This window comes from Serratia sp. CY56464 (assembly GCF_052168435.1).
Lineage (GTDB): Bacteria > Pseudomonadota > Gammaproteobacteria > Enterobacterales > Enterobacteriaceae > Serratia > Serratia marcescens.
Map to the genome: position 1 here is coordinate 2,698,447 of NZ_JBJNMV010000001.1, position 12,302 is coordinate 2,710,748.

Consider the following 12,302-nt stretch of genomic DNA (forward strand, 5'->3'; position numbering starts at 1 on the left):
TTTCTTAAGTAATCATTAACATGATTCCGAAAGCGGCAGACACAGTTGTAATAAAATGCAACCTCATCAGCGGCACGCAAAGAAAAACGGCCGTAATAATGACCTGAAAATAAGTCGTTTATACACCGACTACCCAGATAATTATTACGACCGTTTATTTTATTGACCGTGTTGCCACGGCCAAAGCGTAAAAAAGCCGATGCTTAGCGATAAATTTCCGCATTGCCGCGCCAGTTGCTGGAATCCCCGGGGGTGTCCAGACCGATAATGCGATAATGGCTGGCGCCGTCCGCCGCGGCTTTTTCTTTAAGGGCGGTGATGGCATCATGCGGTGAGCCGCTAATGCCGGAAACCGACACGACGCCGATGCTTTGCAGATTGGCGGCCTGCTCGCTGTTGACCTGTTTCACCGACGACAGCGGCGCGGCGAAAGTGGAGAAGGAAGCGGCGGCGATCAATACGGCTGCGATGCTTGGGATGAGTTTCATGATTGACTCCAGGTGTTCTTGTTTATTAGCTCGTTGTCAGTGATGTTAATTATCCGCCAGCCAATGAAAACGGACGTCATGCAACGTAAAGAACATCAATCATTGTGAGGAGAATAAGGAGGAAGTGAGAGCGGGTGTGTATTTTCAGGCGAGAGTGGCTTTATAGGCTTCACCTTATCCCTATTTGATGAACAATTAAAGGCAGGGTGAAAGAAAGAACGCGCGCTGCGTCTATTTAAGATTTTTTACCCGCCGGAGCGCGCTGAGCTACGCTGATTTTGTGGCTTACCCTTTTAAGGAAGAACGCTTATGTCGCAAAACCTGCTGCGCGTGCGTGACGGTCAGGGCGCTTCGGTGTCATTTTCCGAGCTGCTGTTCGATCTGATCTACGTTTTCGCCGTGACCCAACTCTCCCACTATCTGTTGCATCATCTGACGCTGACCGGCGCGCTGGAAACCCTGCTGCTGTGGTTCGCCGTCTGGCTGGCCTGGCAATACACCGCCTGGGTCACCAACTGGTTCAATCCGGATACCCGTCAGATCCGCCTGCTGCTGTTCGCGATCATGCTGCTGGGGCTGTTCGCCGCCGCCGCGCTGCCACAGGCGTTTGGCGAGCGCGGCCTGATCTTCGCGCTGTTCTATGTCGCCATTCAGGTCGGCCGCTCTGTCACGGTGCTGCGCCTGCTGGCGCCTGGTCACCCGTTGAAACAGAACTTTCGCCGCATCCTCGGCTGGCTGTGCATCTCCGCCGTCTTCTGGATCGCCGGTGGGCTGGAGGAAGGCAATGCCCGCCTGGCGCTGTGGGCGATCGCCGTCTTGTGCGAATACGTCTCGCCGATGTTCGGCTTCCGTCTGCCGGTGCTGGGGCGCTCGGACAGCAGCAGCGAATGGACCATCGAAGGCCACCATCTGGCGGAGCGCTGCCAGCTGTTCGTTATCGTGGCGCTGGGGGAAACCATTCTGATCACCGGCGCCACCCTGAGCGAGATGGAAAGCTGGAGTCTGCCGGTGCTCATCGCCTCGCTGGTGGCCTTTCTCGGCAGCCTGGCGATGTGGTGGGTTTACTTCGACACCAGCAGCAAAGCAGGCAGCCACGCCATCAGCCAGGCGGAAAACCCCGGCCAGCTGGGCGCTTATTTCCACTACGTGCACGTCGCGCTGGTGGGTGCCATCATCGTCTGCGCCGTGGCCAACGAGCTGGTGATCGCCCATCCCGATGGCCGCATCCAACACGCCACGGCGGCGGTGCTGCTGCTCGGCCCGGCGCTCTACCTGTTCGCCAACGCGCTGTATAAACGGCTGGTGTATCGCCGTTTCCCGCTGTCGCACCTGGTTGGGCTGCTGGCGTTGGCGGTATTGGCCCCTGTCGCCTATTTAACCGATCTGCTGATGGTCAATGGCCTGACGACGCTGATCATGGTGGTGGTGGCGGTGTGGGAGAGCATCTCGCGCGGCAGAGCGCCGCAGCGGCACGCGGAAGCCTGAAGCGAACGGGGGCGCTGTCGCCCCCTCTCGATCACTTCAAGGGTTGCGGCAAGGTGAGCACCCAGAGCTCGCTCAGCGACTCCGGCTGCTCCAGAGGGCGCAATTCGATACGGGCGTCGGTCTTGTCGCCGTCGAGGCTCAACCGCCCTTCTTTCTCCAACTGGTAGTCGCCGATTTTTTTGCTCTTTGGCGACGCATCCACCAGCTTCGCCTGCAAGCCGAAATCGTTGTCATTGATCACCGCCAGCGTGCGATCGTCGATCAGCGCCAGCCCTTCCGCTTTCTCCTGGCGCCAGCCCAACTGGCGCAGATCCGCCACTTCCCGTTTCTGCGCCAGCTTCACGCCGCGTTTAGCCAGATCTTGCGCGTCGTCGAATTCCAGCGCTTTACCCTGGCCATCAAACGTACTCAGATCGCTGGCCTGCGCGAGATCCACCAGATAGATCTTGTTGATCATCGTCTTATCTTTACCGGTTCCCTGTTCAATCAACAGGATGCGCTGGTTGTCCAACGCCACGACATCGCCAATCTTGGCGTCTTTGGCTTTTTTATAGCGGTCGATATCGATGGGATAGCCATACATCGCAGTTTTGCCACTGCGCGGATCGAAGCTCACCAGCCGGGTAAACTGCGCCTTGTTTTTGCTTTTACCATCGACATCCAGCGTGCTCTGCACCGCCGCCAGAATGCGCCCATCCGGCATCCGAGTCAGCCCCTCAAAACCGCGGTTAGGCTGGCGCCACTTCAGGATGTTCGGCAAACCGCTCGCCACCGCCTGCTCGCCGGCCTGCGGCGTTGGGCCATATTTGGCGAGAATTTTGCCTTTGTCGTCGACGTGGATCAGAAACGGGCCATACTCGTCACACAGCCAATAGCCGCCGTTGCCGTCACCGATGATGCCTTCGGTATCCAACCCGCGGCGATCGCCGGACAGCGGTTGCAGCGCGTCGTTCAACGCCACTTCGTTCGTGGAACCAATCAGCTCGCTCGGCAGCGGCAGCCCGCTAATCGGCCCTTTTTCGTCATGCAAGGGCCGCGCATTCTCGGCCACGGCCTTGCCGCCGCCGCCGATGCGAATATCCATCAACAGAGGCGTGAATTGCGGATTGGCAAAAATCTTGGCTTCTTGCTTGCCCACCGCAGGGGCATCAGCATTCGGGCCGCGATCGGTCAGCGTCGTCAGCACCAGATCGTCGCCCTGCTTGCGATTGAACGACAGCCCTGAGCCGATCCCCACCGGCAGCCCCTGCGGGAAATGCTTGGCAAACGCCCCCTGATAGGCGACGCGCTCCCCGCCGGGGAAGCCGACCACATAACGCGCCACCTCAATATCTGCAGCGTAGGTGAATACAGGAAACAGCGAAGCCAACAGCAGGGAGAGCGATTTTATTCTCATGTTTTTACCCGAGGTTGAATGAAGCGTTATCAGGCAGAAGAAGATATTAATTTAGCATGACACTTAGATGACAACAGGCGCTGCGTCAAATGTAAAACAAGCAATAAGGTTGGCTGGCAAATAGAAATTAGCAATTAACCTGAGCGTATTGAATGGAGAAAACCGCTGGAAAAAACCGCCCAAAAATAGCCCGCCATTTTGCTTAGGGTAAATTCTTATAGTAAAGATAAAAAAAACGGCAAACGCGCGTCGGCACGGGGAAAAACGGTGTTTTTCTCATAGACAAAATAAAATACCAGGGATTTAATACCGCCGTTATTCAAGGTGCATTAAGAAAATTCTATAGAATATCTGCATGAACTCAAAAAGCTGTTCTATAGTTTTTAGTGCTAACGCCCGTTAGTCTATTCCGCAGGATGGAATCTATGTCAAAGCGACTTTTTGCTGAATTTTTTGGCACATTTTGGTTGGTGTTTGGTGGTTGTGGTAGCGCAGTATTGGCAGCGGCATTCCCACAGCTGGGTATTGGTTTCCTCGGCGTCGCGCTCGCTTTCGGTTTGACCGTGGTGACGATGGCCTATGCCGTCGGCCATATTTCCGGCGGGCATTTTAACCCGGCGGTCACCGTCGGCTTATTCGCCGGCGGCCGTTTCGCGGCGAAAGACGTGATTCCTTACGTTATCGCTCAGGTCATCGGCGGTATCGCCGCAGCGGCGGTGCTGTATTTGATCGCCAGCGGCAAAGCCGGTTTCGACGCCACCGCAGGCGGCTTCGCTTCCAACGGTTACGGCGAACACTCACCGGGCGGTTATTCTCTGCAAGCCGCGATCGTGATTGAGCTGGTGCTGACGGCCTTCTTCCTGATCGTTATTCACGGCGTGACCGACAAGCGCGCGCCGGCAGGCTTTGCCCCGCTGGCGATCGGCCTGACGCTGACGCTGATCCACCTGATCAGCATCCCGGTGACCAACACCTCCGTCAACCCGGCGCGCAGCACCGGCGTAGCGATCTTCCAGGGCACCTGGGCGCTGCAGCAGCTGTGGGTGTTCTGGCTGGTGCCGCTGGTCGGCGGCATTATCGGCGGCCTGATCTACCGCTGCCTGCTGGAAGACAAAAAATAAGCGTATCGCAGTCGATCGCGTTTCACGGGGCAGCCTTCATCGGCTGCCCCGTTGCTTTCAGCCCTTCGTCACTGCAAACATCATGATATCGCTGGTAAAGGAGCCGTCCGGCTGAATGGCGAAATGCGCCGCCACCTCCTGCGACACGCTTTGCTGCAGCGCGCGGATCGCGGTAACGAAATGCGCCGGCGTGCGCATGCGCGCCACCCAGCTGCCGAACTCCAGCATCAAGCGATCCGACGTCACCTCACGCACCACCAACCCGGCTTCGGTCAATAACGTCAGCCACTCGCCCGGCGCATAATTGCGCACGTGCGAGGTGTCGCGCAGCACTTCCACGGTTTGCAGGTAGATATCCAGCAGCGGATGCCCCGGCGAGACCACGTCCATAAAGATCGCTCTGCCGCCCGGTTTGAGTACCCGCCTGACCTCGCGCAGCGCCTGGCCGACGTCGTGCCAGTGGTGCGCCGAATAGCGGCTGATGACCAGATCGAAGCTGGCGTCTTCAAACGGTAAAGACTCGGCCACGCCCTGCTGCAGCTGAATGTTATTCAGGCCTTTTTCCGCCGCCGCCTGCTTCACCACCGCCAACATTTGCGCCGACAGATCGTAGGCAACCACCTGCGCCACCCTGGCCGCCGCCGTGAAGCTGGCGTGCCCGGCGCCGCAGCCCAGATCGAGCAGGCGCGCGTCGGCGTGCGGCTCCAGTAACTGTGCAAGGCGTTGCAAATCCTTGCCCTGCGCGTGTACCGCGCTGGTTAAGTAGGCGTTGGCCTGCTCGCCGAACTGCCGGTCTACCGCGTTTTTATGGCTGTTGCTGATGCTCATGTTTGCTCCCGTTATTATCCGGCTTGCGCCTGTGCCTGAAGGCTTTCGGCTACTATAATCAGGCTACTATACGGGTACAATATGAGCAGTTATCCTGGTATAAATAGGTACCACGCTATGTCATCAGAAGCCTTATCCGGGCCAAAGGCCCTCGGCGCGTTCCTGCGGGCGCACCGCGAACGCATCACGCCGGAAATGCTCGGCCTGCCCAGCTCCTCGCGCCGTCGCACCAGCGGCCTGCGGCGCGAAGAGCTGGCGCAAATCAGCGGCATCAGCGCCACCTGGTATACCTGGATCGAACAGGGCCGCGAGGTATCCATTTCCCCCTATACGCTGGCACGCATCGCCAAGGCGCTGCGGCTCGGCCCGGCCGAACGCCACTACCTGTTTACCCTCGCGCGCGTCGCCGACCCCGAGCAGGAAACACACCGCGAAACCGCCAACGACGCGGTGCTGCAAAGCGTGCACCAGATGACGGTGCCCTGCTACCTGCTGGACGTGACCTGGAACGTCGTCGCCTGGAACCCGCAGGCGGCGGCGCTGTTCAGCGGCTGGCTGGATGTGGCCAACAGCCCCAATCTGCTGCACTTCATGTTCTTCCACCCGTTGGCGAAAACGCTGGTCAGCGATTGGGAGGAACGCGCTCGCCGCGTGGTGGCCGAGTTTCGCGCCGAGACCAGCCATCATCAAAATACCGAAGAGATGCGCGCCTTCGTGCGCAACATGACGCACAACAGCGCGGACTTTAATCACTGGTGGAAGCAACATGACGTCATGGCGCGCGAAGGCGGCGAAAGAGCGTTCGAACATTCTCGGCAAGGCGCACTGCGCTATCGCCAACTGACCTTCCACCCGGCAGAACACGCCGGTTTGAAGCTGGTGATGCTAATCCCGCTGCCGCAATTGGTAACAAATTCATAGGCAAGTTTACCCGCCATTTATTTATTGGTTCATGTAAACGCGCTAGGGTGATTAATACCGATGATAATGATCATCCAGCACCGTTATTTATCTCCTGAGGTACTCCTATGCAATCCGAAGAACAACGCCTTATCGATGGTCTGTTTGGCCGCCTGAAAGACGCCGAGACCAAGACGGGCCCACGGGATCTCCAGGCAGAGCAGCAAATCAACCAGCATATTCGCGAGCAGCCTTCCGCCCCTTATTACATGGCGCAGGCGATGATTATTCAGGAGGCGGCGCTCAAGCAGATGGATCAGCGGGTCAAAGAGCTGGAGGCTCAGGTGGCACAGCTGCAGCAAACCGCCAACGGCCAGCAGAGCAGCGGCGGCTTCCTGGCCGGTCTGTTCGGCGGCGGCAGCCGCACGCCAAGCCCGCGCGAACAGTATCAGGCACAGCAGCAAAATACGGCGGCCTGGAACAACGCGCAGCAGCAGCAGCCTGCCTATGCCCAACCGCAGCAGGCGGCGCCTTCACGCGCCGGCGGCTTCCTGGGAGGCGCCTTGCAAACGGCGGCGGGCGTCGCTGGCGGCGTGGTGTTGGCCGACATGCTGACCGGCATGTTCCGCCATTCGCAACCACAGGAAATCGTAAATATTATCGAGGAAACCCCGGCGCCGCTGGACGACAGCGCAATGCGCAATTTCGACGCCTCCAACAACCTCGATACCTTCAACAACGGCGATGGTGGCAGCTTCCTGAACCAGGACAACGGCTTCCAGAACGCCAGCTATCAGGACGACACGGATTACGCCGACGACGATTACAGCGACGACGACGACTCCTTCCTGTAATTCCCTTCGCCCCCTCTCACCCGCAGAGGGGGATTTCCCGTTTCACCAATCTGGTCTACAGTGAACACTGTTCATTTATCCAGCCGGGAGAAACGATGATGAGCCTTACTCCTTCAGACCCTTTTTTCAGCGAACGCCTGCAGATGCGCCCGCCGGTGATGGCGGATCTCGCACGTTTCTACGCCATCTTCGGCGATCCGCAAACCCAGCGTTTCAATCCCGCCGGCCCGCTCACCAGCGAAGCGCAGGCCGCCTCGGCGCTGCAAGAGAGGATTTCCGGGTGGCAACAACACGGTTACGGTTCCTGGGCGATCGCCCTGCGCGAACGGCCGGATTGGATTATCGGCTTTGGCGGATTGTCCTGGAAACCGCTCGGCGCGCAGCGCACCGTGAACCTCGGCTATCGATTCGATACACGCGTCTGGGGCATGGGGTTGGCCACCGAGATGGCGCGGGCTTCGCTGCGATATGGTTTTGTCGGATTGGCGATGGAGGAAATTTCCGCCATTGTGCGAGCGGAGAATCAGGCGTCGTGGCGAGTGCTGGAAAAGATCGGCATGCGGCGGGTGGATACGCTGGATGACGTGCCCGGCGCCGCGCCGAGCCTGGTGTACACACTAAAGCGCGGCGACTATCAGGGCTGATCGTCGCTGATTTTGGCCAATGCCATGCGATAAGATTTGACCTTCTGACGCTTCTTTAGCCAGGTAGTGGTCGACACGATGAACACCGCGCCCGACATCGCCAACACGCCGGTCGGGTGGCCGTAAAACACCATCAAGGCAAAGTACACGGCGGAAACGATCGCCACCCATTTCGCCGTATTGCCCATGTCGTTTTTCTCCTGGGTCAAACGGCGAATGCGCTCTTCTTCACTGATTCCCATACGCCCTCCTTGTTGGTTGAACGTTCCATTATATGGAGTTGGAGTGCTGATATTTCAAGCGATTGGATGGTAAAGAAGCGTAAAGCTCAGGCCGGCGGCTCCCGCCGCCGAGACAGATAACGCCCGGGCTGATCGGCGCCCGGCAGGCCGCTACCGTCGTTGCGGCCAAACAGCCGGTAGCGATTGCCGGCGACCGCATCATAGACCTTGTCCGCCAGTCGCGGCGGCAGGTAACGCGCCAGCGCCAGCGCGCGGTACGGCCATCCCAATTGGCGCAGCGCCTGAAACAACGCCGCCGAACGTAGCCAACAGCGCCCCTGCTCAACATAGACCACGGAATCGAATCGATCGGTCGGCAATCCCAGCGCCTGCAGGATCGCCTGCCCTTCGACGGATTGCACCGTCGCCAACAGAATGCGCCGCTGCCGATCGGCGCGAATAAGGTATCTCACCAGCCCGTGACACAGATTGCATTCGCCGTCGAACAACAGCGCGCGATCGCCGGGCTGGAGATAAGGCAGCTGTGATAAAAGGGTCATCCCGCCTCCCGAGAACCGCTCTCCTTAGCCTAACGCGCCTGGCGCGCCCAGGCCAGGACGGGATGACAGGGCTCGTTAAGGCGCAGGCGGCGCGTCAGGCACGGCCACCACCGCGACGCGCACTTCGTAATGTTTGGCGCTGCCCGCCGGGATCACCGCCGTCAGTTTGTTGATGGTTTCCACCGGATTGTCGCTGGCCGAGGTGGCGCAGAACAGCTCGCCGCCGTGGCAGAATCCCGGCTTGGGCGGGTGCCCGCCCGGGAAAGGCGGCATGCGCATCGGCGCATCCATCAAAGGCGGCAACGCGTTGGCCGCAGGCTTCTCAGGCGCCGACATCGCGCTCGCGCTGAACAATAGCGCCATGCCCATGCAGGGCAGCGCCAGGATCTTGATTGCTTGTTTCATTGAATTAGCCTCATTTGCCGGGTTCGGGATTACGCTACCCCGCCCCCGGCCCATGAGAAAGCCGCTTTTCGCTACCTTTTCGCCTCACTGCGTTTTGCTTACATCCCGCGTCTAACGTGATGAAAACAGAAGATTTGGTAAGCATTCCGATCTTTCCCACTTTCCGCACGGCACATGCCGCCCTGCATGGAAAGCTCTTCATGTTCTTTTTTCAATCAATGGATTAAAGTGGGTATGGACTAACTTTCCTGCTTATCTTTTCTCTTCTGCCTAAAGTTTTCGTCATTAATACAATATTGGTAAGAATCAACGATCAAACCCGTTAGCCGCAAAATATTTTCCGGGCGGTCGATAATGATATGCCCCCCTGCAGCCAACTCCAGGCCGGCGCGAGTTATCTCAGCCTGCCTGGCATCGTCTATCTCAAGCGGAAGCAAAATGGTTGGACGTTGCTTATTGTCGAAATAACGCAGAACCCATCGCGTCGTCTTTCCTTGAAAGAGGATGCTGTAATAGCTTTCCGTATCTTTCGCAATCAACTCTGCCTCAGTGCCCAAGATCATCGCCACATTGTCAAACAAACACCTTTCTGCAAAGGTTGTCACTATTTTACTATTTTCGGGGTCAACGATCGGGGCAAGCGGGTCGGGTCTGTTTTGCATTTCACCTTCATCTGGTGACTCAGACGCTACAACATTTTCCGACGTCACAGACAAACCAGAAACGACCATCGCACTCACCGCTTTTTCAACAGCCAAACGAACCAATGGCGTTATTGTGTCCAAAAAACGTTGATTTAGCTGACGCTGAACGTTAGAGCGACTTGCCACATAACGAACAAAATCTGAATCAACGTCTCGAAGGCTGGCGCTGATTGTTTTTGTAAATGAAGTCAGATAGATACTTTCCTCAGCTAAGGTTCGCAGCGCTTCCGGCTGAAATTGGTCGTGTCTAAATCGATAGAGCTGATCAATATCAGAGTCGTTTAGATTATTAAAATCTATCTTCAAGAATGGCGTATCATCCATGATATTTTTATCTTTCAGGTCGGTAAAAAATCGCCATTCTTTTCCATTCGTTATTGCAGAAACCGTGACCTCCGGTGTCGCATTAAAATAACGAGATAGTTGGGGACTATGATTTGACAGATTTTGATTGAAAGACTTCGCCTCGATGAACATGACGGGAACAGCATGACAAAAAAGGGCGTAATCAACGCGCTCACCCACCTTAACACCTGGAAAATCAGCACCATACTCTGCCTTCACCTTAGTAGGGTCATACGGATGAAAGCCTAAGGTTTCTAATAACGGCAAAATTAATGCCTGTTTAGTCGTTTCCTCAGTATTGCAATGCTGGCCTACAGAAGCCACATGAAGAACATGGGCCTTAAGCTTATCTCTGAATGCATTCATCAACCATCCCTCTGCTGTGTTAAATCGCTGTAGTCTCAAATCACACGTTCAAAAATGCTTTTCTTGCAACAAAGCGGGGCTCTTAAATAGAACTCCGTCAATATTTAATAAAATTAACATTAATTATTAGTTATATAGCAGAACAAATAGCCTTAATCAAAATGGAAGCGCAAAGACCTATAGCCGATCACAATAAAAAAGAGAGAAGTATTAACAGATGGGAATTTATAGCGAGTGAACCATTGCTGGTTGGTACTTATACAGAATCCAAATACAAATGATGGGCAGCAAATACTGCCCATCTATCGCGTTACTTACCGTTCGTCAGCGTGTTATAGCTGGTCATCAGGTTGCGGTAGTCCGGGATATGGTTGGAGAACAGCGTGCCCAGCCCTTCGATATCGTTACGCCAGTCACGGTGCAGCTCGCAGGCGACGCCGAACCAGGTCATCAGCTGCGCGCCGGCGGCTTCCATGCGGCTCCAGGCCGACTGACGCGTCAGCTCATTGAAGGTGCCGGAGGCGTCGGTCACCACAAAGACCTCGAAACCTTCATTGAGCGCCGACAGCGCCGGGAATGCCACGCACACTTCGGTCACTACGCCGGCGATGATCAGCTGCTTGCGGCCGGTGGCTTTTACCGCTTTGACGAAGTCATCGTTGTCCCAGGCGTTGATCTGGCCGGGGCGCGGAATAAAGGGAGCATCGGGAAATTGGGCTTTCAGTTCCGGCACCAGCGGGCCATTGGGGCCGTTTTCGAAACTGGTGGTGAGAATGGTCGGCAGGTTGAAGTACTTCGCTAAATCACCCAGCGCCAGCACGTTGTTTTTAAACCGATCGGGATCGATATCACGCACCAGCGAAAGCAGCCCTGCCTGATGATCCACCAGCAATACGGCGGCCTGGTCTTTGTCGAGGCGCTTGTAGTTTGCAGTCATGGTTTTACTCCTGTGGGGGGTTGATGTTGCGGATGGAACGCCCCGCCTTGCGGCGGGGCGTTGAGGTTTAAGTGTAGCGCCTGAGCCGGGAAACACGGCCCGCCCCAGGCGCCAAAGTTCAACCGGCGCTCGCTTCGGCGTTCATGCTGCCGAACTTGCCGCTGTTGAAATCGCGGAACGCCTGCTGGATTTCCGCGTCGCTGTTCATGACGAACGGGCCGTAGCCGACGATAGGCTCATCGATCGGTTCGCCGCTCAGCACCAGCAGCGCGACGTCGTTGTTGGCTTCGATGGTGATCGAATCCCCCGCCCGGTCGAAACGCACCATTTGGGTTTCACGCACCACGTCTTCGCCGTTGACCAGGATCGCGCCGTGCAGCATCACCAGCGCCAGCGTATGGCCTTCTTTCACCGTCAGCGTGGTGGTATGGCCGGCATTCAGCTTCATGTCCCACACGTTGAGCGGGCTGAAAGTGCGTGCCGGGCCGGCGTGGCCGTCAAAATCACCGGCGATCACCCGCACCTGCCCTGCGCCGTCCGCCAGCGGAACCACCGGAATATCGGCGTTCAACAGCGTCTGGTAACCCGGCTCGGCCATTTTGTCCTTGGCCGGCAGGTTGACCCACAGCTGCACCATTTCCATGGTGCCGCCCTTGCGCGAGAAGTCCCGCGAATGGAACTCTTCGTGCAGGATGCCGGAGGCGGCGGTCATCCACTGGACGTCGCCGGGGCCAATCACCCCGCCGCTGCCGGTCGAGTCGCGGTGTTCCACTTCGCCCTGATAGACGATGGTCACCGTTTCAAACCCGCGATGCGGATGCTGACCCACGCCACGGGTGCCGGAGGCGGAGCGGAATTTGGTTGGCGCCGCGTGATCCAGCAGCAGGAACGGGCTCATTTCCGCCCCCAAATCGTTATAAGAGAACAGCGAATTCACCAGGAAACCGTTACCGACCCAATGCGCTTCCGGGCTGTTGTGAATACCGAGGATTTTTTTCATCTTGAACTCCCGTTTCAGACCTCACGGCCTTAAGTTGATGTCAGAAGT

Annotated in this window: 14 protein-coding genes; 5 read left to right on the plus strand and 9 right to left on the minus strand. The window is 57.1% G+C overall.

Features of this window, described 5'->3' with window-relative positions; translation table 11 throughout:
- Positions 1–203: 203 nt before the first annotated feature.
- The gene (locus ACJ8KE_RS13145; protein WP_004940519.1) at positions 204–488 is read right to left on the minus strand and encodes a YdgH/BhsA/McbA-like domain containing protein; all 285 of its coding nucleotides are present in this window, start codon (positions 486–488) and stop codon (positions 204–206) included.
- A gap of 309 nt (positions 489–797) precedes the next feature.
- Here ACJ8KE_RS13145 and ACJ8KE_RS13150 point away from each other — a divergent pair, with 309 nt between their 5' ends.
- On the plus strand, positions 798–1,973 hold the full coding sequence (locus ACJ8KE_RS13150; RefSeq protein ID WP_016928910.1) for a low temperature requirement protein A: 1,176 nt from the start codon (positions 798–800) through the stop codon (positions 1,971–1,973).
- A 31-nt stretch (positions 1,974–2,004) separates the two neighbouring features.
- Here the strand turns inward: ACJ8KE_RS13150 and ACJ8KE_RS13155 are convergent, their stop codons facing one another.
- Entirely contained in the window at positions 2,005–3,369 is a 1,365-nt protein-coding gene (locus ACJ8KE_RS13155) for an esterase-like activity of phytase family protein (protein WP_261420039.1), read from the minus strand.
- Between the two features lie 425 nt (positions 3,370–3,794).
- On the opposite strand from ACJ8KE_RS13155, the gene aqpZ reads away from it, so the two are divergent.
- Positions 3,795–4,490 carry an aquaporin Z gene (gene aqpZ / locus ACJ8KE_RS13160; RefSeq protein WP_004940529.1) on the plus strand — a complete coding sequence of 232 codons (696 nt, stop codon included), beginning with the start codon at positions 3,795–3,797 and terminating at the stop codon, positions 4,488–4,490.
- Positions 4,491–4,547: 57 nt separating this feature from the next.
- Here aqpZ and ACJ8KE_RS13165 read toward each other — a convergent pair whose 3' ends face one another.
- Complete coding sequence (locus ACJ8KE_RS13165) at positions 4,548–5,318, minus strand: class I SAM-dependent methyltransferase (RefSeq protein WP_049299700.1); 771 nt, start codon at positions 5,316–5,318, stop codon at positions 4,548–4,550.
- Positions 5,319–5,435: 117 nt separating this feature from the next.
- Between ACJ8KE_RS13165 and ACJ8KE_RS13170 the strand changes: the two genes are divergently transcribed.
- From ACJ8KE_RS13170 to ACJ8KE_RS13180, 3 genes are all read left to right on the plus strand, one after another.
- Positions 5,436–6,239, plus strand: a complete 804-nt coding sequence (locus ACJ8KE_RS13170) for a helix-turn-helix transcriptional regulator (protein WP_033641179.1) — start codon at positions 5,436–5,438, stop codon at positions 6,237–6,239.
- 107 nt (positions 6,240–6,346) lie between these two features.
- Positions 6,347–7,072 carry a DUF2076 domain-containing protein gene (locus ACJ8KE_RS13175; RefSeq protein ID WP_016928915.1) on the plus strand — a complete coding sequence of 242 codons (726 nt, stop codon included), beginning with the start codon at positions 6,347–6,349 and terminating at the stop codon, positions 7,070–7,072.
- A 95-nt stretch (positions 7,073–7,167) separates the two neighbouring features.
- On the plus strand, positions 7,168–7,716 hold the full coding sequence (locus ACJ8KE_RS13180) for a GNAT family N-acetyltransferase (protein ID WP_016928916.1): 549 nt from the start codon (positions 7,168–7,170) through the stop codon (positions 7,714–7,716).
- Here the strand turns inward: ACJ8KE_RS13180 and ACJ8KE_RS13185 are convergent.
- From ACJ8KE_RS13185 to ACJ8KE_RS13210, 6 genes are all read right to left on the minus strand, one after another.
- Positions 7,707–7,958 carry a hypothetical protein gene (locus ACJ8KE_RS13185; protein ID WP_016928917.1) on the minus strand — a complete coding sequence of 84 codons (252 nt, stop codon included), beginning with the start codon at positions 7,956–7,958 and terminating at the stop codon, positions 7,707–7,709. The genes ACJ8KE_RS13180 and ACJ8KE_RS13185 overlap by 10 nt on opposite strands.
- A gap of 86 nt (positions 7,959–8,044) precedes the next feature.
- Complete coding sequence (locus ACJ8KE_RS13190; protein ID WP_049299702.1) at positions 8,045–8,497, minus strand: thiol-disulfide oxidoreductase DCC family protein; 453 nt, start codon at positions 8,495–8,497, stop codon at positions 8,045–8,047.
- A 75-nt stretch (positions 8,498–8,572) separates the two neighbouring features.
- Positions 8,573–8,902: a hypothetical protein gene (locus ACJ8KE_RS13195; protein ID WP_015376796.1), complete on the minus strand. Its 330-nt coding sequence runs from the start codon at positions 8,900–8,902 to the stop codon at positions 8,573–8,575.
- Between the two features lie 239 nt (positions 8,903–9,141).
- Complete coding sequence (locus tag ACJ8KE_RS13200; protein WP_060444103.1) at positions 9,142–10,317, minus strand: type I restriction endonuclease; 1,176 nt, start codon at positions 10,315–10,317, stop codon at positions 9,142–9,144.
- A gap of 310 nt (positions 10,318–10,627) precedes the next feature.
- Positions 10,628–11,254: an isochorismate family cysteine hydrolase YcaC gene (gene ycaC / locus ACJ8KE_RS13205; protein WP_004928476.1), complete on the minus strand. Its 627-nt coding sequence runs from the start codon at positions 11,252–11,254 to the stop codon at positions 10,628–10,630.
- A 118-nt stretch (positions 11,255–11,372) separates the two neighbouring features.
- The gene (locus ACJ8KE_RS13210) at positions 11,373–12,254 is read right to left on the minus strand and encodes a pirin family protein (protein WP_079449621.1); all 882 of its coding nucleotides are present in this window, start codon (positions 12,252–12,254) and stop codon (positions 11,373–11,375) included.
- Between the last annotated feature and the right edge of the window lie 48 nt (positions 12,255–12,302).